This is a genomic window from Enterobacter wuhouensis, assembly GCF_004331265.1.
In the GTDB taxonomy this organism is placed as follows: Bacteria; Pseudomonadota; Gammaproteobacteria; order Enterobacterales; family Enterobacteriaceae; genus Enterobacter; species Enterobacter wuhouensis.
On sequence record NZ_SJOO01000003.1, the window covers coordinates 518,564 to 540,374 of the forward strand.

Genomic DNA, 21,811 nt, shown 5'->3' on the forward strand with positions numbered 1-21,811 from the left:
GGTTATCCGTCTGCTTTTTTTGCTGAGCGCCCGTTTTGACGGGCCCTGAGCAAAAACACACAATCTGCCTGCCTGACCTGATGCGCTTTGGTATGTCTACAGCGACGGGCGGTAGCGTGCCCGGAACTGATAAAGAGAGAATCTCATGGAAAACCCAGCCATCCTGTTACGCCGTCTTAATCCCTACTGCGCCCGCGCGATGGAAGGTGCCGCCTCCCTGTGCCAGACCCGCGCCCATGCGGAAATCCTGCCCGAGCACTGGCTGCTGAAGCTGCTGGAGCAGGGCGAGGGCGACCTGACGGTGCTGGCCCGCCGCTACGAATGGGATATGGATGCGATATGGCAGGCCCTGCTGGGGTTTATGGACGCGCTGCCGCGCTCGGTGCGCAGCCGCCCGCAGCTCTCGGACGGTATTCAGGCCCTGATGCAGGACGCCTGGCTGCACGCCTCGCTGGCGGGCGAGGCGCATATCCGCAGCATTCACCTCCTGATGGCGCTGGCGGAGAAACCGTCCCGGGTACGCTGCGATGGCCTGTGGCCGCTGCTGACCCTGGCGCAGAGCCAGCTTGAGCGCCTGCGCCCGCTGCTGGATGCGCAGTCGGACGAGCGTCCGGAAGTGCAGCAGGAGGCGGAACTGGCGCAGGGCGGTGAGGTGGAGTTTGTCGGCCGTCCGGTGAATTCCGGTATAAAGGAAGGGGAGCTGAACCCGGCGCTGCAGAACGCGCTGGACAAGTTCACCCTTGACGTTACCGCCCGCGCCCGGGAGGGGAAAATCGACCCTGTGTTCGGCCGCGACAACGAAATCCGCCAGATGGTGGATATCCTGTCCCGCCGCCGCAAGAACAACCCGATACTGGTCGGCGAGCCGGGCGTCGGCAAGACCGCCCTCGTGGAGGGGCTGGCGCTGCGTATTGCGGACGGCAACGTGCCGGACGCGCTGAAGCCGGTCACCGTGCGCACTCTCGACCTCGGCCTGCTGCAGGCGGGGGCGGGGGTCAAGGGGGAGTTCGAGCAGCGCCTGAAAAACATCATTGAGGCGGTGCAGCAGTCGCCGCTGCCGGTGCTGCTGTTCATTGATGAAGCCCACACGATTATCGGGGCGGGCAACCAGGCGGGCGGGGCCGATGCGGCCAACCTGCTGAAGCCGGCCCTGGCAAGAGGCGAACTCAGAACCATCGCCGCCACCACCTGGAGCGAGTACAAGCAGTACTTCGAGCGCGACGCCGCGCTGGAGCGCCGCTTCCAGATGGTGAAAGTGGACGAGCCGGACGACGACACCGCCTGCCTGATGCTGCGCGGCCTGAAGTCGCGCTACGCGGAGCATCACGGTGTGCACATTACGGATGAAGCGGTGAAGGCGGCGGTCACCCTCTCCAGACGCTACCTCACCGGCCGCCAGCTGCCGGACAAGGCGGTGGACCTGCTGGATACGGCCTCCGCCCGCATCCGCATGAGCCTGGATACGGTGCCGGAACAGCTGACCAGTCTTAAAGCGCAGCTCACGGCGCTGGATATGGAGAAGCAGGCGCTGCTGGAAGATATCGCGGTGGGCAACTGCGCGCACGGCGAACGGCTGGCCGCCATCGAAAAGGATGAAATCCGCATCATCCTGCAGCTCGACGAGCGGGAAACGCAGTACGGCCGGGAGCTGAAACTCACGGAAGAACTGCTCGCCTGCCGCACCGATATCTCCCGTCAGGCGGACATTGCCGACCTGCAGAACCAGCTTGTCGCCGTGCAGCAAAACGCCCCGCTGCTGGGGCTTGACGTGGATGCGCGCACCGTCGCCACGGTCATCGCCGACTGGACCGGCGTGCCGCTCTCCTCGCTGATGAAGGACGAGCAGACGGAGCTGCTGAGCCTTGAGAATAACCTCGGCAGGCGCGTGGTGGGCCAGGACGCGGCGCTGAACGCCATCGCGCAGCGCCTGCGCGCCTCGAAAACAGGGCTCGCGCCGGAGAACGGCCCGCAGGGCGTGTTCCTGCTGGTTGGCCCGAGCGGGACCGGCAAGACCGAAACCGCGCTGGCGCTGGCGGACGAGCTTTTCGGCGGCGAGAAATCCCTTATCACCATCAACCTCTCCGAGTATCAGGAGCCGCACACCGTCTCCCAGCTCAAGGGTTCCCCGCCGGGCTACGTCGGCTACGGCCAGGGCGGCATCCTCACCGAAGCGGTGCGCAAGCGCCCGTACAGCGTGGTGCTGCTGGATGAAGTTGAGAAGGCCCACCGCGACGTGATGAACCTGTTTTATCAGGTATTCGACCGGGGATTCATGCGCGACGGCGAGGGGCGCGAAATCGACTTCCGCAACACGGTTATCCTGATGACGTCGAACCTCGGCAGCGACCACATCATGCAGATGCTGGACGAGCGGCCGGAGTCCACTGAATCAGACCTGCATGAGCTGCTGCGTCCGCTGCTGCGCGACCACTTCCAGCCCGCGCTGCTGGCCCGCTTCCAGACGGTGGTTTACCGCACGCTGGCACAGGACGCCATGCGAATCATCGTGGGCATGAAGCTGAATCAGGTGAGCAAACGCCTGGCGCGCCATTACGGGATAACGACCATTATCAGCGAAAGCCTGTCCGATGCGCTGACAGCCGCCTGCCTGCTGCCGGATACCGGGGCGCGCAACGTCGACAGCCTGCTTAACCAGCAGATCCTGCCGGTGCTCAGCCAGCAGCTGCTGAGCCATATGGCGGCGGGGCAGAAGCCGCAGCATCTGACGCTGGGCTGGGATGAGGAAGAGGGGATTGTGCTGGCATTTGACGAACAAGCAGAAGGAGAAGCGTCATGAACAGTTCCCTAATCAACAAGGCTACCGATGCGGTGCAGCAACTCCTGGGCCAGTCACGCTACCGTGTTGATGTGCATGAATGCAGCGAGTTTCTGGATGTGTTGCGTTACAGCGCGGTGGAATCCCTCAGCGAGCCCTGGCGGTATGACGTGGCGGTCACCTGCTCCTCTGCGGATATTGCCTGCGACACGCTACTGCTGAAACCGGCGTCATTTACCTTCCAGACTCCGGTGTTTGACGGGGCCCCGGCGCTGCCGGTCCGGACGGTTTACGGGGTGGTGGAGTCATTTCGCCGGATATCCACGTCCGGTGAGGATACCCGTTACGCGCTGACGCTGGTTCCCCGTATTGCGCTTCTTGGCTTAACAAAGGGTAGCCAGATTTACCTTAACCAGTCGGTCACTGAAGTGGTTGAGCAGGTACTGCGTAAACACGGCCTGGAAGGACCCGATTTTGAGTTCCGGCTCTCCCGGGAATATCCCTCCCGGGAGCTCATCACCCAGTGGCGGGAAACAGACCTTGAGTTTATCCAGCGCCTGCTGGCGGAGGTGGGCATTTACTGGCGCTATGAAATGGACAGCCGTCTTGAACAGGACGTGGTGATTTTCCAGGACAGCCAGCAGCAGTATGAATTTGGCGTCACGCTGCCATTGCGCAGCCAGGCCGGGATGAGTGACAGCGGCCAGGAGAGCATCTGGGATATTCAGACCGCATACAATGTGGTGAGCGGGAGTGTGGTCACCCGTGACTACAACTACCGCGAAGCGCTGACCCCTCAGGACAGCGCCGAAAGTATTTTCAGCAAGGAAGGGATCACCACCGGGGAAACGTACCATTATGCGGAACCCTTCCTGTCAGCGGGTGATACTGAAAGTACAGAGAGCGGGGCATACTTCGCCCGTCTGCGTCACGAACGCATTCTGAACGCGCAGTATCGCGTCAGCGGGCATTCCTCCAGCCCTCATCTGGCCCCGGGTCAGGTACTGGAAACAGACGGCACGTTACCCGATGCCGTGAAAGAAGGCATCCTCATCACCACGGTGCGCACCAGCGGTTCACGCAAAAGTAGCTTTACGCTGACGTTTGAGGGGATCCCCTACAGCGAAACGGTCTGTTATCGTCCGGCACCGCTCAGTCGCCCGGTGATATCCGGTTCACTTCCGGCCCGGGTGGAAAGCACACAGAAAGGCGACACCTATTCCTGGCTCGACACGGAAGGACGCTACCGCGTGAAGCTGGACTTCGACCGCAACAGTGCTGAACAGGGGTATGCCTATCTGTGGCTGCGGCTGGCTAAACCCTATGCCGGAGATACCTACGGATTTCACTCGCCGCTTCTCGACGGAACGGAAGTGGCCGTTGTTTTTGACGGCGGGGATCCGGATCGGCCGTACATCGCTTATGCCCTGCACGATTCAGAACACCCGGACCATGTTACCAGCGACAACCATACGCGGAACGTGTGGCGCACGCCGGCGAACAATAAGCTGCGGATGGAGGATAAGCGCCAGGAAGAGCATATCAAGCTCGCGACAGAATATGGCAAAACGCAGCTGAATATGGGTCATCTGGTCAACGGTCAGCGAGAAAAACGCGGTGCCGGTTTTGAACTGCGTACGGACGAGTTTGGTGCAGTACGTGCGGCAAAGGGTCTGTTCCTGACGGCGGATGCCCAGTCCAGAGCCCAGGGCCCGGTGCTGGAAATGGCCCCTGCCATCAACCAGATTAACCAGGCCAACAGCCAGATGCAGGCGCTGAACAGCGCCGCCGAAGCTGCCGGAGCCCTGGTCTCTGATATCAACACCCAGATTAGTTTTGTGACCGACAAAATCAAAGACCTCCAGTCTGCGGTCCTGCTGGGTAGCGCGCCGCAGGGGGTGGCACTGACCTCAGGTGAACACCTTCAGCTCAGCAGTACCCGCAACACCATGATCAATGCAGGCCAGCACCTTGATATCGGTGCGATGAAAAATCTGTCCGTAACGGTGGAAAAAGCCCTGGGTCTGTTTGTGCATAAAGACGGGGCGAAGCTGGTTGCCAACCAGGGGGACATCGAGATTCAGGCTCAGCACAACACGATGGCCCTGTTTTCTGAAAAGCAGCTGACGGTGACCAGTAGTGAAGATGAAATTATTATCAGCACCCCGGAAACCCTGACGCTGAACGGCGGCGGGTCTTACCTGAGGCTGAGTAAGAACGGTATTGAACATGGTTCATCTGGTGAGTTCATTATGAAGACGTCTGACTATCTGGTACCAGGCACAGGCGCAAATCTCCCCAACGAAACACCTAATTTCAGCCTGACGGATATCACTCAGGAAAATAAAATGAGCAGTAAGTCATTTAATGACTAAGGGCTGATGATGGATCCATTAATTCCACATATGCGTAATGTGTTTTTATTTGCATTTTTGCTTTGTTTATCAAATTTTACACTGGCATCCGAGCAAACAAGCCCAGAAAGCATCGTGTACAATTTTTATAAGTCATATTTGAAAGAAGAATCATCGAACAACAGTCGATTTCTCAACCAATATGTTTCTGATGCATTAATGAAAAGCATTAACGACTCAATGATGTGTAATTATGATTCTGATGATTCAGTGTCGGCAGAAAAACTCGAAGGAAAATGTACACAAAAGCGCGAATGCAAGCAGTTAAAAGGGCGTTATATTTGTAACTGGAATGGTGCTTGGGTTGATACTGATGTTGATTATTTTACAAAATCACAAGATATTTATCCTTCATGGAAAGTAAGTATAAGTACCTTTGATGTATATCAGAAAAAGAATGACTCTTCAGTCAACGTTATTTTAGGAGCGGGTTCCGAGCTTAAAGTTAAATTTAAGGTTATTCTAGAAAGAATTGATGGGGAGTGGAAAATCACCAGCGTAACGGAATAATAATAACGTGGTCATTTTCTAAATTTCTCACCTCGACTACTCGTACAAATGCCAATATATCTACGGAGAGACGTTCATGTTGAAGAAGATTGTTTTTGCTTGCTGCTTATTCTGCGTGGCCAATATAGCCTCAGCTTCAGCAAACAATAGTTCAATGCCTGGGGAAATTGTTGCAAATTTTTATCATGATTACCTTGTCGCGTCTGAAATTCCTGATATGGAATCAGCTGATAAACTAACTCAAAAAGCTATTTTTGAATATACAACTGAGCATCTCAGAAGTCTGCGGGATAATGATGAATCGGGTGCTGATTATTTTGTCGATGCCCAGGATATATGTGAAGAATGGAAAGACAGCATTAATGTGGAAACTATTTCAGAGAATGACCAAGTAGCACAAGTGAAGCTAACATTAGGATATGGTAAGGGCGTATCCCTGTATGCCATTAACCTGGTTAAAGAAAACGGGAACTGGTTAATGGATTCTGTTAAGCCCATATCTCATAGTAGTATTTATTGCCCTCGACAAGCAGAGGGGGGGGAATAAATGCTGGACAAGAATGTCGCAGTTAGTGTTTTAAACACTCAAGCCCTGGCCAGAGCGAAAATTAACGCTGAAAATTTCAAAAATGGCATAGATAAAAAGCTTAAATATGGTGAGTCAAAATGTGCCCGCTATGTTAAAAAAGCATTAATCGCTGGAGGGGCATCTGCAAAAAATTCAGGAATTGAATCAGCTAAAAATTATGGCCCATGGCTGCTTGAAAATAACTTTAAAGTTGTGGATAACGCTACAACAGTGCGTACTGGCGGTGTATTCACAATTTCTGGTCAGCAAGTGGGGGATGTTGTCGTAATCCAGGCAGCACCACATCATGTGCATGGTCATATGGCGATGTTTAATGGTACACACTGGGTATCTGATTTTGTCCAGGAAAGGGGGTTCTATCCTGCCCAGATATATCGTGATCAAAACATACCCTATGCACTTTATCGTTATGGCGATAATACCACATCAGAGCAGAACGCCTCGGCTACCCAAAAAGGAAAAATTAAAATTGTTTGGCCTATTCCCTCTAACAACCGAGGCAGTGAATTTGGGAACCTGGAGGATATCCTTTCCCACCTGGATGGAGAGTCAACCGGACAATACGCTATTGGCCGTAGTGGGATGTGGCATGGCGGTATTCATATCACGCATATCACGACTCCGTGGTGTGCTCTCAGTGGCAAAGCACCTTTGGAGGCATTCGATTTCCCGGTTGCTTTCAAAGGCGAGCAGGCTATACGTTGCATGGCAGATGGGGAAATCATTGCCTATCGTGTCTGCAATGATTATATGACACTTGCCTGGGAATCCGGTCCGCTGAGTTTTTCGGGTTCATTCGTGCTGGTAAAACACTATATTCAGCCGGGTGAAAAAGAAACAAGTGGACTGCATTTCTACACCCTGTATATGCATCTTGCGCCGTATTCAGCTTATGAGGCCGAAGCAGAAAATCAGTGGGTCATTCAGGATACTCTAAGAGCATATTCTGAAATGGACTGGCTGACGGCAAAATTGACTTCAGATAAAACTTCTCCACAAATCGCCGGGCACATGCCTAAAGGGGCTAGAGTGGAGTGGGACCCAGCAGACAGCAATCTTAACGCCACAGGAAGTAACAAGAGAAAATACGGACTTGTGACGCTAAAGGGTTTACCAGAAGAAACCAGCAGTACTCTCACTCCTGGTCAGCGCTATTGGGTTGTTGTGGATAATAACAATATTAAGTCAGCGCCGGGGGCCGGTCCAGGCTGGTGGCGACACTTGCTTCCTCCCGCAAAGGAAGTCATGGTATTTGATAAAACGGTAAGTCTCAGTTCACCATTTGCTATTATGGCCGGTGACCCGATTGGGCACATGGGCTACTATCAGGCACCAAAGGATGGGGGATATGAGGCGAGATATCAGGTGCATATTGAATGTACCAGCATGGATGATAACCTGGAAAAATTCCTGACCAATCCAGATAAAGTGGGGGAGAAAAACCCACTCTGGCTGAAGTATTCTCCGGGCCTTTCTCTGTACACAAAAGATGTCGCGAAAGGCACCTTCGCAAAGGGGGGAACGTCTACAACGCGGTCAGGCATTCTTCCGTTGAGCAAAGTCACAACTGAAACTGATATTTCAACAAAGCAAGAATACTGGCAGCTGCGACCGGAAAATGCCTATGTGCCCAAAGGTCTGGCGGAGCCTCAACTTCTGTCACAGTATGATTTGGCAAAGTTGGGTTTCAGAACTGAAACCGTAGAGCCTGTCAGCTTTGATTACCTGGATGGAAAAAACCAGCCAGTTGGATTTTTCCGCAGCCTTATCAACTCGCTCTATGAGGCTGCGACCGGTGACACGCGAACCAGTCATGCACTGGTAAAGCATAATTATCAGCGCCTTCTTGATAAAATTGATAGTGGAAACGACCGTTACTCTCCGATGGAATACTGGAGAGCACTTCATAATCCTGACTATCGTGACGTCATTCAGAAAACAATCGTAAAACATCCCAGCGACTGGTATTTCAAAAAAGGCGATGCTATCTGGCAACCATTCCTGAATGCACTGAAGAAAGATGCTCCTGAATGGAAAAAATACAGCGAAGATTTTCTTGATAAAATGGCATGGATGCAGGATGTCACCACGGAGAAGCTAGGCCCCTCGTTATGGCATATGCATCCTATAATGTTTCTAGGGGCAATGATTCGCATAAAAAAACGACATTCGGGACTTTTCACTGTACAAGATGGGAAAGAAGCTTTACGTAAAATATATGATAAATACGGTAAAGACATGTCTGTGATAGTTGAAAGAATGTTTCGTATCGAGACCAAACACTTTACTTCTGGTCAATATCAACATTGTGGTGCTCCTGGTATGGAGGTACATGGTGCTCCTCCAGCATACGGATGGAGTTCTGACTTTTTCTCGCAACATCCAGAATATCAACCGACTGGGATTTGGAGTAAAAAAGAAGGAAGAGGGTTAAGTGGGCAGGGAGGAAATGCCCAAGTCACAGATAAGCCAAAACGATTTGTAGTATTCGATTCTGTTGAGAGTTCAATGGAATATATTGTGTACTATATTAATAAGCACGGCGGAAACTATGCCCGATGGTACTCAACCCAAGACTCAGCACAAAAACTATATAGAGAAGAATGTGGGGCAATCAAACCCAAATTCACGAATGAGTTTTCTGAGGTAAATTCATGATTAAATTTAAAGCACTTCCTTTTGTTTTGTTGATTTACTCTATCTCAGCATTTTCTAGTGTTACTGATGATGATTTTGATAGATGCTCACAATTCTTGGATAAAATAGTAGCTTCCAGTAATGCAAGTTTGATAAAAGAGTTGAAAGTGAATAGGAGTCTCATTAAAGCAGATGTTGACAGTGTCAGTGGCAATGATATAAATGCTAAAGTTCAATTCAATAAAAGTCAGTCAACTGACACTCCAGGCGAAGGCTTTCTTTTATGGGTGAAATATGATTACCTCAAATTCAATTTGGAGGATGTTACTATTGATCCAGATAATCCAGAAAAATTAAGTTTTGATAATAGATACGCGTCAGTATACCTCAACTGCCTGAACAAAAAAGTAATTTTCAAAGTCAATGGTGATTCCCGATTACAGTTTTATAAAGATGATAAATTATCAACCCCAGAAAACGGTGTATTTATCCTACCAGGGGAATATGTGGAAGTTGAAAGAAACTCAGGGAGCGCTTCGTATGTTAAATATCAAGCAAAGGACGGAGTGGTATATTCTTCCTGGGTGGATTCTAGCCGCATACAGAAATATTCCCCAGGTACCATTAAACACTAAAAACTTATTCTTCAAAGTTACTTTCTATATTGAAAGGTAGACAGATGAAAAGCAGAGGATTGAAATGATTAAAATCATGCTATCTGTCTTATTATATGGTTTCTCCTGCTATACTTTTGCTGGCGATTTTTGTTCGGAGTTGTCCAAAAAAGCTGAGAAGGAACAAGAATATGTAGATCATTCTATGAACATTTATAAAGTCACATCAAAAACAAGACTTTACTTTAATAGCGCGCCGAGTGAACAATGCAAGATTAACAATGCTTTTATAATTAACGGTGATGTAGTTTCAGGATACACCACTCTTAATGGATATTTGTTTGCATCATATTTCAAGAAAAATGGCGATTCGGTCGATGGATGGCTCAAACTATCAGATTTAAAAAATACCGGATATACCAGTGGTCCATCAAGTGACGAACAAACTGTTTTTAATATTATTCCAGATGTCATTAAGAAAAACGCATTGACTACAGCACCTGAAAAATGTATCAACATCAGTGGAGATGACACTGACAATAAATACTACAAATTCGCTATAACCAAAAAATCACTTGAAGAATGTAAAAACGTGCAACTCACTCCTTTTAGCATCTTGGTAAAAAAAGGGACTCAAGAAATTTACACAAACCAAGGAGATGATATTGATAAATTCCACCCAATCGAATGAAGTAAAAAATCGAATCACATGAAATACTGATTGCTATAGAAAGGAGATAATACGCCAACATCAGCCTTAGATATGATGGAATTTATGATAGGGCATTTAGGCTAACGGGCAACCTAGGTCTCACAAAAATCCACTGCGTAAGAAATATACTGAACTATTTTTCCGAAAATGAGGCATGCATTTGTAGATGAAATCAAAGGGGAGAGTAAATGAAGGCTTTATAAAAGAATAACGGTTCTATTACTTTCGTTGTTGCCGTTGTCCATCTCCTTTGCTGCAAGCCCGGAGCAGTGCTACTCATATTTTACTGAGTTAGTGAGGAGCAGTAACTATCCATTTAATGAATGGAATGTAAAACCCAACAAAGTAAAATTAATAATTGATGAAGATGATAACTCGATTATAAGCGCGAAATTAGTGATCGATACCGATGGTTCAGGCATAATTGGATGAGTTTTATTTGACAAACGCAAGGCAGAGTTGTTTAACACAACCATCGAACCAGAAAACCCAATTAAACTGACCTATAACAATGAATGCGAAAAAGCTCAAAAATATTGCCTTTCAGGTGAAGTTATTTATCAGGTTCAAAGTAAGAAGCGTGTGTGCTTTTTTGAGAGATCTGATTCCGGCATGAAAAAAACAAACACTTTTATTGTCAATGGTGATTATGTTCAGCGATTGGAAACGCAGAACAAATACACCCAAGTTTCTTATCAAACAAAGTCAGGGGCTACAGTTACAGGCTGGGTTGAGTTGGCCTCATTGAGACAAATTGACTTTAAAAGCACCTGGTAAGAAACGCACATTACATATGTAAAGCAAAAGCACCTTTCCAGGGAACTCAGAGAAATGAGGTAAATTTATGCTTCAAATTATTCGTAAAGGCGATAAAACCACTCACGGCGGTTCGGTACTGACCGCTTCAGAAACGATGAAATTCGGTGGTATCGGCGTTGCCCGTAAAGGCGACAAAGTGTCCTGCCCGGTTCCGGGACATGGCCCTACAACTATCATAGAAGGCAATCCTGATTATCTCGATCATGGTATCCCGGTTGCATTTCACGGCCACAAATGTGCCTGTGGTTGCACATTGATCAGTTCATTTGCCGCTGCAAAGGTTGCCTGATTATGCCCGTCTGGCTGGATGCCATCCCTGAAAAGGCTCCTAAGGTAGCGCGTCCCGGCACCCGTCGCTGGCTGCTGTTCCTGGCATTTGTCATGCTGGGGGGCATAGCGCTCACGTTATGGTGCTGGACGTCAGAAAGAACAGGATTTGTCTTCTGGTTCACCGCGCTGGGTCTTCCATTCTGCACTTGGGGGCTTCTGTTTGGTTTACGCCGGTTTGCCTATAAAGCCGAACAGGTCGGTGCCGGGTCTCGTAATGCCGAACGCGAAGCACTCATTCAAAGTGAAATTCTGCGCGGTCAGCGCTGCGCCTGGATCCTCGGTACGCACATCCAGGCTCCGGCCGGAAACAAAGCCGATGACCTGCTGGAGGCAATGAAAGTCGCTGCTCCCGTTATCGACTTCTCTTGCCCACGAGGATGTGACAAACCGGTCAGATACGCGGCATTACCAGAATATCAGACGGATTTAACGAAGGCCCTGAAAGCGGCGGTTAATAAACTAACCACGCGTGTAGAGGGGATAGTTAAGCCGCTTCCTCCCGAGCTGCCATGCTGGCTGATGCTCGATTGTGATAACGATCTGTATCCCCTGATTGAAGAGCAGCTTAAAGCCGATCTCTCACTCAAGACGGGCAGGCTATTTCGCCTGATGGCCGGAAAAGGGCTGGGGGCGTTTGATGCCTGGCTGGACAAGCGATGGGACGCCCCGGGCATTCTGGTTGCCATCACGCTGTCGTTACCGGCGTCTCCCCGGGAAGAAGACGCTGATGCTGTATCAATGGTGGTATTGAGCAACCGCAAAGCCAATGCCTGGCCGGATGCGCTCCGCCTCCATCGCCCCGAAAGGGGATCAGAAACAACGCTCACAAAGACGCTCACCCGGGCGCTGCTCTGGTCGAAGACCCTGCCCAATGAACTCAAAGGAAGCTGGATCTCCGGTCCCACATTGACGTCGGGCAGCGGCTGGAATAATGCCTGCGAAGAGAGCGAAGTGGAATTTAGTCTTTCAGAAGACAATTCCAGTATCGATCCCGTGCTGGGATATACCGGCCATGCGGCCCCATGGGTTGCCATCACGCTCGCCGATGCAGCCTTTGAACAACGAGGGGTGCAGGTTATCGCCGCACAACCCGCCGCTGACAAAGACGACGTCTGGATCGCCGTCATCACCAAAGAAGAAGTTCGCAAGGAATCGCCTAAGAATGTCTAAGGTAAAAGTAAAAACTCTCATCGGCTCGGTTGTGACTGTCGCCTTCTTCCTGACAGCCATCGTGGCATTTTTGTTTTATGCCTTTCCGGAAAATGTGGCCTCAGCCACCGGATTCGGACCGTATGACGGCCAGTGCATACTCACATTCTGCGCCATTCTGGTTGCCGCGCTGTTTTTACTCGGCTGGCTGACAGAGAAGGCTTTCGACTTCGCCGGTAAATCGGGGTTGTACTTCCACTGGGGGCAGAAAAAGTCTCAGATTGCCGCTCCGGTGACGAATACCATTGCCAGCGAAGAAGACGACGAAGAACCGGTTTTCAGCGAAGACGCGGTGTCCGAGCACCTGCGCTTTCGCTATGGACGCCGCTGGCAGCGTAAAGTGCGACTCCTGCTGGTAACGGGCAACCCGGATGACGTCCATAAAGCGGCCCCGGGCCTGTGTCATGACCTCTGGCAGGAAGGCGACGGCAACGTGCTGATTTATGGTGGTGACGCGCAGTCACTTCCGGATGAGATCTTCCTTTCAAAACTGAAACGCCTGCGTTCCGGCCAGCCGGTTGATGGCATTATTCAGGTGATGAGTACTTCAGCCCTCCCGACGGATATCGAACGGGATGCCTTCTTGCGTTGCCGCCAGAAAGCCGACCATCAGTTGGGCTGGCAGGCTCCCGTCTGGCTGTGGCTGACTGACAACGCTACCGGTGCTCAACTGGGGGCTGAAACGACTGCTACAGGGGTTATTTTCGGACCGGAAGGCACCGTAAAAGGGGCGCGTGAAGCGTTTTCTACGCTGGCGCAACGCCTGCAAAAAGCCGGTATGGCGCAGATACTGAATAATCCGGCTCATAACGGCCTGCTTCAGCTGTCCTCCCGTATGCAACACGAACTGAAAGCCAGTCTGACCGTTTTGCTCAGCGGGCTGATGCAGGGATCTGCGGCTTGGCGTTTACGCGGTGTCATGTTCAGCCCTGAACTGGCCGTTGCCGGAACGGTGCCGAACACACGCTCCGACACACCGACCTGGAAAGCCGTCATTGATGACTGTGCCACAGTACGCGCCAGAAAACTGGGCTTCGACTGGCTGAAGGTGCTGCGCTTAATTCTGCTTTCCCTGATTGTCCTGTGGGGGGCCGGTACTCTGCTGTCCCTCATCGTTAACCGTACCCAGATTTATCAGGCGCAGGAGACGGCAAGGCAGGCGGCGGATACTGCAAAACCCCTGGCTGAACGCCTGCACAACCAGCTTGTGCTCCAGCAGGCCATTGCCCGTCTGCAACATCGTGAGGCGACCGGCGCTCCGTGGTATACCCGCTTTGGACTCAATCAGGACCACGACACGCTGGTGGCCCTGTGGCCACTGTATGCCCGTAATAATGCGCTGCTGATAAGAGATGTCACGGCTATCCACCTGAAACAGCAGCTTCAGGCTTTTGTTAATCTTCCGCCAGCCAGCGAAGCCCGTATGCAGGGAACACAGCAGGCTTATGATGTGCTGAAAATTTACCTGATGATGGCCAGACCGGACAAAGCTGATGCCGGATGGCTGGCGCAACATGTGCTGACGGCTTGGCCGAAACGGCAGGGTATATCAGATGGCGCCTGGCAGGAAATGGCACCAAAACTGCTGGGCTTTTACGCCCAGAACCTGCCGTCACATCCGGAATGGAAAATTAAGCCTGATGCCGGACTTGTCACGACCGTGCGTCAGATCCTCCTTAAACAGATTGGCCAGCGTAATGCTGAATCCGGGCTGTATCAGGACATGCTGAAGCGCGTTGCCAGCAACTGGCCGGATCTCACGCTGGCGGATATGACCGGCGACACGGATGCCTCCACCGTCTTCAGCACAGAAGAGGTGGTGCCGGGCATGTTTACCCGCCAGGCCTGGGAAGAACAGGTGCAGGATGCAATTGATGCGGTGGTTAAAACTCGCCGCGATGAAATCGACTGGGTGCTGACGGATAAAACCCATCAGCCCGGAAGCGATGTTTCGCCGGAAGCGCTGAAGTCTAGGCTGACCGAACGTTACTTTACCGATTTCGGCAATGCCTGGCTGAATATGGTCAACAGCATCCAGTGGCACGAAGCGGCCTCGCTCTCTGACGCGATCGCCCAGCTCAATCTGATCGGTGACGTGCGCCAGTCGCCACTGGTGGCGCTGATGAACACCCTGGCATGGCAGGGAAAAACCGGCGAGAAGGGGGAAGCGCTGGCGGATTCGATAGTGGATTCTGCGAAAAAGCTGGTTGGCCGGAAAAAGAGTGTGAAGCAGTTTATCGAACAGGCGCAGGGACCACGCGGTCCGCTGGACGATGTGTTTGGTCCGCTGACGGGATTCATGGAGGGAAAAGAGGGTACCGGACGTAACGGTAACCTGAGTTTTCAGTCCTGGCTTGCCCGTGTCACCCAGGTACGCCTGAAACTTCAGCAGGTCACCAGCGCGCCGGATCCACAGGCAATGTCTCAAATGCTGGCTCAGACCGTGTTCCAGGGCAAGGCTATTGACCTGACTGACACACGTGACTACAGCAGTCTGGTGGCGGCGAGCCTGGGCCAGGAGTGGAGCGGGTTCGGCCAGTCATTGTTTGTTCAGCCGCTGGATCTGGCCTGGCGACAGGTGCTGACCCCGGCAGCAGAAAGCCTCAATACCCGCTGGCAGACGACCATTGTCGATCAGTGGAATAAAGCTTTTGCCGGCCGCTATCCGTTTAAAGCCACAGGAAGTGATGCTTCCTTACCGCTGCTGGCTCAGTTCCTGCGCGGCGATTCAGGTCGCATCGCCACGTTCCTGAAAACCAGCCTTGGCGGCATTCTCCACCAGGAGGGGAACCGCTGGGTAGTGGATCCTTCTGCAAGCCAGGGAATGGAAGTGAGCCCGGATTTCCTGCGGGCAATTAACCAGCTGGCCGAACTGTCGGACATTGTTTTTGCCCAGGGCGATGCGGGCGTTCACTTTGAATTAATGGCGCGTACTTCCCGTGATGTGGCCCGTATGCAGCTGACGCTTGATGAACAGAATCTGGACTTCTTTAACCAGATGGAAAGCTGGCAGAGTTTTACCTGGCCGGGAAACACGTATTACCCGGGTGTCAGCCTTCGCTGGCGCAGCGTGAACAGCGGGATGCAGCTCTACACCAGCAACCAGGGGAACTGGGGGTTCATCCGGCTGCTTGATAAGGCATTAATTACCCCTCTTGATGCGAGCCGCACACAGCTGGTCTGGATCACCCCCGACGGTAATCCGCTGAAGTTTGTTATGCGCAGTGAGCTGGGTGACGGTCCACTTGCCCTGCTGAAGCTCCAGGGATTTACGCTGCCCAACGCTATTTTTAACGTCGAGGCTGGCGCAGAAGAGCGCCAGTAACGATGGGCGGGAAACTGAATCCTCAGCCCTCAATATGAAAATGGAGTTAGCTTATGTTTAAGCATTTGGATACAGGGCTAATTCAATTCATGTCTGATACTGCAAAAGACTTAGGGACGACAACGTCAAAACTTGCTGCCATGACACATGTAGAACAGATGAATTATGTGAAGAAGTATTTTGAAATGCAGGCTAATAATTTTGATCATCCTACGAACAAATGGTCATTGGGTGATGTATATCTTTCAATATTCACACCAGCAGCCATGTTACTCAAAGATTCAGATATCGTATACGCAAAGGGACAACGCGCCTATGCTGTTAACCAGTTCCATGACAGAAATAAAGATGGAAAGATTATTAAAAGTGAAATTGTAAAAAATATAGACGAATTTTATGCTAAAGGGTTTAATTATGAAGGTTAATTTTATGAAGTTAAAATTCGGGAATTATTTCCTTCCGATTTTTGTCGTATCTTCTTTCTTTGGCACATCTGCACTGGCAAGTGAAATTCCGCATGTACACACGACTGTAGAAAAAGGAATGTGTAGTATTGAAATAGATGGTGGTACGATTGACAATTACAAATGCAATTATTTTCGCGCACCATTCGTTCTAAACTACTCCTACTTATATGAAGCCGACAAGCAAATATTTGTTTTGATTGATAGCCCGATGGGAAATGCTTGCGATGGTGGCCCATTACATATTTATAGCAAAACAGAAGATGGAAAATTCAAGCCTTTGAAGACAATTGATTTCTGTAGGGGGCATTATCCATTAATAACCAGTGGGCCAGAAACTTTCATAATAAAAATTCCTTCAATATCTATTGACGGTACGGATAAAAAGATCCCGGCTGAGACATGGGAATTAAAGAATGATGAATTAGTTAAGAGATAAGGAAGAGGAATTTAATAATGCTCCAGATTATCCGTAAAGGTGACAAAGTGTCCTGCCTGGTCGAGTGGCATGGCCGCTATCTTCAGCGTCGCCGCTGAAGTAGAAGAGCGCCAGTAACGATGGGCGGGAAACTTCACCCAGCAATCGCTTTCGCAAAACAGGTGGAAGGCTGGTCCCCGGGTATTTTCAGCAAGGTGGATAAATGGCGGGAGGCTGAATCACTGGCTCCCTGGCAGTTTATGACGTTTCGCCAGTGTAGACGCTGTCTTGCGGACTGGCTGAAGCATAATCCAGCGCCTGAGGAAGGATTCCTTTGTCCCGCGATCGTGAAACGTTTCCCGCCACATATCGTTTATATGACGCTTGCGGCCTGGCGAACCGGTAAAACGCTCCTCCACTGCGATGAATCACTTTTCCGGATCCTGGGAGAAACCCGCCAGACCGACGCACTGCCAGGAGAAATGCTTCGCCGCCTGCCATTCTGGGGATTCTGGCTCGATTTTCCGGCTGACACGGTCTTTGCTGAAGGCCAGGGGGCGCTGATGGGCGCATTTTTCACCCTTGCCGATCATGATAACCAGACGGATGCGCTGCTCGCCCTGACGCTCGCTCAGGATCCGCTTTCCCGGGAGCACATTCCGATGGGGATGGAGTATCTCGCGTTAACCGATCCTGTCTCCACGGCCATCAGTCAGCAGGAGGAGGGGATACGTGGATTCTGGCACGCCGTACTGCCGGTGCTGTTCTGGCTTTGCTCGGAGAATAGTGATGGGGAAGACAGGGGAAACCTGTGAGACCCGCGCCAAGACGCGTCGGAAAGCATCAACGCCTCATCCCGCCCGATAAGCCCGTGCAGATTTTTGCGGGCGTCCGGGCCGATTCCGCGCTCAGGCAGGCACCGCGAGCACCGGAAGTCAGTACCTCAGGGGACGGCTCCTCCACGCCCCCACCGGCGCCTTCGTCCCCATGTCAGAAAAGCCCACTAGCAAAGCTACTGGAAGGGCAAACCCACTCCGGGGGAGGAGAAAAGTGTGCTGCTGAAATGGAAGCCACCGAAAATCGTCAATGGCAAGGACGACGATTCTCTGGAAGCCGTCATCAGATTCATGAAAGACATCGTCAAATCATCCTGAATTAAGATGTGTCGGTTTAATTATAATGAAATACAGAAGTTATTTAAGGATAAACATGAAGGGTGTAATTAAATTAAGTTTACTGGCCTTATCAATCTCATTCAGTTTTGTTGGTTATGCTGAAAGTAAATCTGTAGAGGTCTTAAGCGCTGTCGTTAAGGACAAAAAAATATCAGGTGCGCAGGTGGTTATTCAGCGAAACGGCGAGCAATCCATTTCTTCTTTAAGTGATGACTCAGGAAACGTCCAGATTGGCAATAACACAACCGACACAAATGACAGTCTGATAATTATCAAGAAAAATGGATATTCAACCCTGGTGGCGAAATGTCCATGTGGTGGGATGAGTTATGCATTAAGCCCGACAATGAAAGGGCTTGATAGTATGCGCGTGGTTTTGGGGTGGGGAAGTTCACCTTCTGATCTTGATTCACATATGGTATATCCCGAAAATCATATTTTCTTCGGCCATAAGTTGGGCGATAATGGAAATCTTGACGTTGATGATACAGATAGCTATGGACCTGAGACTATTACGTTAACCAGACGAGAGAATGGGAAGCCCTATGTTTATGCTGTTCACGACTATAGTGATAAGTCTGATCCAGATACCAAGAATCTCTCCAACAGTGAAGCGAAAGTGTTTGTTTATGTTGGGGAGTCATTAGTTCGGACATATTATGTCCCTAAAGACCAATCGGGGAATTTATGGACTGTTTTTAAAGTTAATGAAAATGGTGCCATCGAAGATGTGAACAATATAAAAGGTATCTCTGTCGGTGCCAGTGATATCGATAATGTTTTAACGCCACTTTTGAATAGCAACGCAACGTTGCCTCATCAAAACTGGGGGGCTGAGCAAATTGATATTTCAAATGCGTTGAATCTTAAGGGTGAAGAATCATACCGTCGGAAGCAATATGAGGAGGCAATTTCGTTTTTCACAGAGTCAGTCAATAACTATTCAGAAAATGGCAAGGCATATGGCAATCTCGGGTTGGTATATCAGAAGGTTGGTCGTACGGCTGAAGCTATATGGGCAAACCGCAAAGCTATTACACTGGCCTCTGGTAAAAATGCAGCAACAATCCGGGCTGGTGCAAATTATAATATAGGAAAAATATACGAAGGGGAAAGTCAGTACAGTGATGCCCTAAATTACTACAACGCAGCCAAAAATGAAAAGCAAAACCCTGTTTACGACAATGCGATATTAAGAGTAAGCAGCAAAATAAATTAAATGTTAATGTTCTTTTCGCATAACGTTTCACATGCGAAACGTTATGCTTATTAAAAATAATGTGGCATCTATGATTTTAAACTATACCAGTCGATTTACATACTGTTTAATATGTGCTTGTAAATTGTTGTTTTTAACAACCACTTTTTCGTCCAATGCTTCGGATAATATACCTAAAGTATCATCAACGGTAGATGGCTTGCATATTGTCGCCATTAATAAATTGCCAGCAGCGCCTCAGAAAACTCCTTTTGATGAGCCTGTATTAAATTGTGATAGAGATCCACCCAGGACTATCGAGGGAAAAGCCGTTTCATCTCTGGGATGGAGAGTGATTAATGAAATCTCTAACGGAAATTTGACTATCGTTGGTTTTTTCAGCAAAGGTGAGGATGGTACAAGCGGATCCTGCTTTGTCAAAGATGGAAATGTGGCAATTTATAGCAAGGGTTCTCTCCAGGCTTTAATTTATGGTGATAAAATCACCGATGGCTCAAATTCGCCTTTGGGTGCAGTTTCCAAAACCAATTTAAATAACACATTCCGTCTGAGAGAATTTTCCCCGGGTATGACCGCAGTTGCTGATTTGTTTTATGACGGTAATGTTGCTCGTGTTCAGCCAATTGCAGCGATAGAACCATTTTGTAACGGGATAGCACCTGTACCAAACATTTACGGAAAAGATATTAAAAGCGCCAGAAAATTGCTCAAAAATTATGGATGGAAGCCTGAAAATGTCGAAGCGGACCCGGGCGACTTCATTGCCAAGGAATTGAATGCAGAAGGAATTACCGAAGTGGATTCATGCTCTGGGACAGGATTTGGGTTCTGTAACTTCGATTATCAACGTGAAGGTGGGATCTCTTTGAATGTCATAACAATGGGGGATGATTTTACAGTAACCGATTACGGTGCCCACTGTCCGGAACAATGATCAATGGAAGCGTTTAACTTTTCATCTAGTAATGAATGGGGAAATAAATGAGCTCACCGCAAGCCCTGTTATCTGCATGTGCCACAAGCCAGGAGGAAAAACAGCATCTTGTTATCCGGGCTACCAACGCCCTGTCACTCTGGGATACCTGGCTGCACCCCTTCACCTCCGGGTCAGAAACCGGAGACGATCCCGCATATGACGATAATTTCCAGCTGATGCGCGAAGAGATTAATAAGCTTTCGGGCACCGATTCAGCGCTGTTGTGCGAGCTGGCCCGGACGTGTCTTTGTGAATGCGCCAAAGACATTCGTGTGGTGACCTGGTACGTGCAGGCCCGGCTCAGCCGCGACGGTGAAAAAGGGTTGTCCGAAGGCTTACTGCTTCTTGTTGCGATGCTGACCCGCTACGGGCAGGCATGTCATCCGCAGCGTCCCGCCGCCCGTAAAGCTGCGCTGGAGTGGCTGAACAGTGCAAAAGTGACTGATGCACTGCTGTTATGGCCCGAGGTGGACAGCAATGACGCCGGTCTGACGGCGGGCGCCATAAACCTGCTTGAATCCGCCGTGGCAGAGTGGCCGGACGCTGAGAAACCGTCTTTTGCAGGCCTTTGTACCGCTCTGGAAAACCGCCTGGCACGTTCAGGTGGCATGGAGGCGCTGGTCCCCCAGAACAGCAGCGCCCGGGAGCACGGGCGTGAATCAGCCAATCCGGATTCTCCACAACTGTCAGCGGTGAAATCGGGCCGCGATTTACTCGACCAGACCAGGTTACTTTCCCGCTGGCTGAGCGAGCAGCCGCACGGCTGGCTGGCTTCTCACCGACTGATAAAGACCGTGCGGTGGGATACGGTCTGTCAGATCCCCCCACTCGACAGTAGCGGTCGCACCCGCCTGGTACCGCCGAAACCCGAGTATCGCGCTCAACTTAAGCGGCTCTATCTTCAGAAAAACTGGACCGAACTGGTTGAGCAGGCCAACCAGATGTTTTGCGAGGGGGTCAACCATTTCTGGCTCGATCTTCAGTGGTATCTCTGGCAGGGGCTCAGCCATGCCGGCCAGCCCTGGGATACCTGGGCTGACTCCGTCCTTTTCGATCTGCGGCTGCTGCTTAAACGCCTGCCGGGGCTTGAAGGGCTGGCATGGAATGACGGCACCCCCTTTGCAGACGAAGTCACCACCGCCTGGATTGCTGAAAAAGTGAATGAAGAAGGCCTGATGTACGGCGATGAACCCGCTACCGTCGTTAATGGTCAGGCTGATGATGTGCTGCTCCTTGAGTCCGAAGCCATGGCGAAGGGAGACACGGAAGGGCCCGAAGCGGCTCTGGCCTGGCTCCAGACCCGTCCTGGACTGGAATCACCGCGAAATCGCTGGCTGATACGCCTGCTGATGGCCCGTGTTGCGGAACAATACGGGCGTAACGACATGGCGCTTCATCTGCTTGGCGAACTGACTACCCGTGCACCACAGCTGACGATGGGAGAGTGGGAACCCGGTCTGCTGTTTGAAGTTCAGGCCCGCCGCCTGAAACTGCTACGTATGAAAGCCGGTCGCAGCGACTCTGATAAAGCCCGTCTGATGCCTGAGATGGAGTCCTTACTTGCAGGACTTATTGCCATTGACCCGGCCCGTGCCATGGTGCTCTGTGGCTAATTTTATCATTA

17 protein-coding genes are annotated in these 21,811 nt (G+C 50.7%); all 17 read left to right on the forward strand.

All coding sequences use genetic code 11. The features are described from left to right. The first annotated feature begins 145 nt into the window (after positions 1-145). Complete coding sequence (gene tssH, locus E0L20_RS10000; protein ID WP_131633822.1) at positions 146-2,797, forward strand: type VI secretion system ATPase TssH; 2,652 nt, start codon at positions 146-148, stop codon at positions 2,795-2,797. Next, positions 2,794-5,151 (forward strand): type VI secretion system Vgr family protein, encoded by a 2,358-nt coding sequence (locus E0L20_RS10005; RefSeq protein ID WP_131633823.1) that lies wholly within the window; start codon positions 2,794-2,796, stop codon positions 5,149-5,151. Before tssH ends, E0L20_RS10005 begins: the two co-directional genes overlap by 4 nt. Before the next feature lie 9 nt (positions 5,152-5,160). Continuing rightward, complete coding sequence (locus E0L20_RS10010; protein ID WP_131633856.1) at positions 5,161-5,700, forward strand: DUF3828 domain-containing protein; 540 nt, start codon at positions 5,161-5,163, stop codon at positions 5,698-5,700. A 76-nt stretch (positions 5,701-5,776) separates the two neighbouring features. Then, positions 5,777-6,247 carry a DUF3828 domain-containing protein gene (locus E0L20_RS10015; protein ID WP_131633824.1) on the forward strand — a complete coding sequence of 157 codons (471 nt, stop codon included), beginning with the start codon at positions 5,777-5,779 and terminating at the stop codon, positions 6,245-6,247. 342 nt (positions 6,248-6,589) lie between these two features. Beyond that, the gene (locus E0L20_RS10020; RefSeq protein WP_427854507.1) at positions 6,590-8,947 is read left to right on the forward strand and encodes a hypothetical protein; all 2,358 of its coding nucleotides are present in this window, start codon (positions 6,590-6,592) and stop codon (positions 8,945-8,947) included. After that, positions 8,944-9,561: a hypothetical protein gene (locus E0L20_RS10025; protein WP_131633825.1), complete on the forward strand. Its 618-nt coding sequence runs from the start codon at positions 8,944-8,946 to the stop codon at positions 9,559-9,561. Before E0L20_RS10020 ends, E0L20_RS10025 begins: the two co-directional genes overlap by 4 nt. 64 nt (positions 9,562-9,625) lie before the next feature. Continuing rightward, complete coding sequence (locus tag E0L20_RS10030; protein WP_131633826.1) at positions 9,626-10,231, forward strand: hypothetical protein; 606 nt, start codon at positions 9,626-9,628, stop codon at positions 10,229-10,231. A 480-nt stretch (positions 10,232-10,711) separates the two neighbouring features. Then, positions 10,712-11,029 carry a hypothetical protein gene (locus E0L20_RS10035; protein ID WP_131633828.1) on the forward strand — a complete coding sequence of 106 codons (318 nt, stop codon included), beginning with the start codon at positions 10,712-10,714 and terminating at the stop codon, positions 11,027-11,029. 67 nt (positions 11,030-11,096) lie between these two features. After that, positions 11,097-11,360, forward strand: a complete 264-nt coding sequence (locus tag E0L20_RS10040) for a PAAR domain-containing protein (protein WP_111465610.1) — start codon at positions 11,097-11,099, stop codon at positions 11,358-11,360. 2 nt (positions 11,361-11,362) lie between these two features. After that, positions 11,363-12,571 (forward strand): hypothetical protein, encoded by a 1,209-nt coding sequence (locus tag E0L20_RS10045; RefSeq protein ID WP_131633829.1) that lies wholly within the window; start codon positions 11,363-11,365, stop codon positions 12,569-12,571. Then, entirely contained in the window at positions 12,564-15,935 is a 3,372-nt protein-coding gene (locus E0L20_RS10050; protein WP_131633830.1) for an ImcF-related family protein, read from the forward strand. Before E0L20_RS10045 ends, E0L20_RS10050 begins: the two co-directional genes overlap by 8 nt. 53 nt (positions 15,936-15,988) lie before the next feature. Further along, entirely contained in the window at positions 15,989-16,360 is a 372-nt protein-coding gene (locus tag E0L20_RS10055; RefSeq protein WP_131633831.1) for a hypothetical protein, read from the forward strand. Between the two features lie 4 nt (positions 16,361-16,364). Beyond that, complete coding sequence (locus tag E0L20_RS10060) at positions 16,365-16,838, forward strand: hypothetical protein (protein WP_131633832.1); 474 nt, start codon at positions 16,365-16,367, stop codon at positions 16,836-16,838. A 119-nt stretch (positions 16,839-16,957) separates the two neighbouring features. Next, a complete protein-coding gene (locus E0L20_RS10065) occupies positions 16,958-17,632 on the forward strand; it encodes an AcrVA2 family anti-CRISPR protein (RefSeq protein WP_131633833.1) in 675 nt (224 codons plus the stop codon). Positions 17,633-18,026: 394 nt separating this feature from the next. Further along, complete coding sequence (locus E0L20_RS10070) at positions 18,027-19,211, forward strand: tetratricopeptide repeat protein (protein WP_131633834.1); 1,185 nt, start codon at positions 18,027-18,029, stop codon at positions 19,209-19,211. A gap of 43 nt (positions 19,212-19,254) precedes the next feature. Continuing rightward, positions 19,255-20,145 carry a PASTA domain-containing protein gene (locus tag E0L20_RS10075; RefSeq protein WP_131633835.1) on the forward strand — a complete coding sequence of 297 codons (891 nt, stop codon included), beginning with the start codon at positions 19,255-19,257 and terminating at the stop codon, positions 20,143-20,145. 47 nt (positions 20,146-20,192) lie between these two features. After that, positions 20,193-21,800, forward strand: a complete 1,608-nt coding sequence (gene tssA, locus E0L20_RS10080) for a type VI secretion system protein TssA (RefSeq protein WP_131633836.1) — start codon at positions 20,193-20,195, stop codon at positions 21,798-21,800. Positions 21,801-21,811 lie beyond the last annotated feature (11 nt).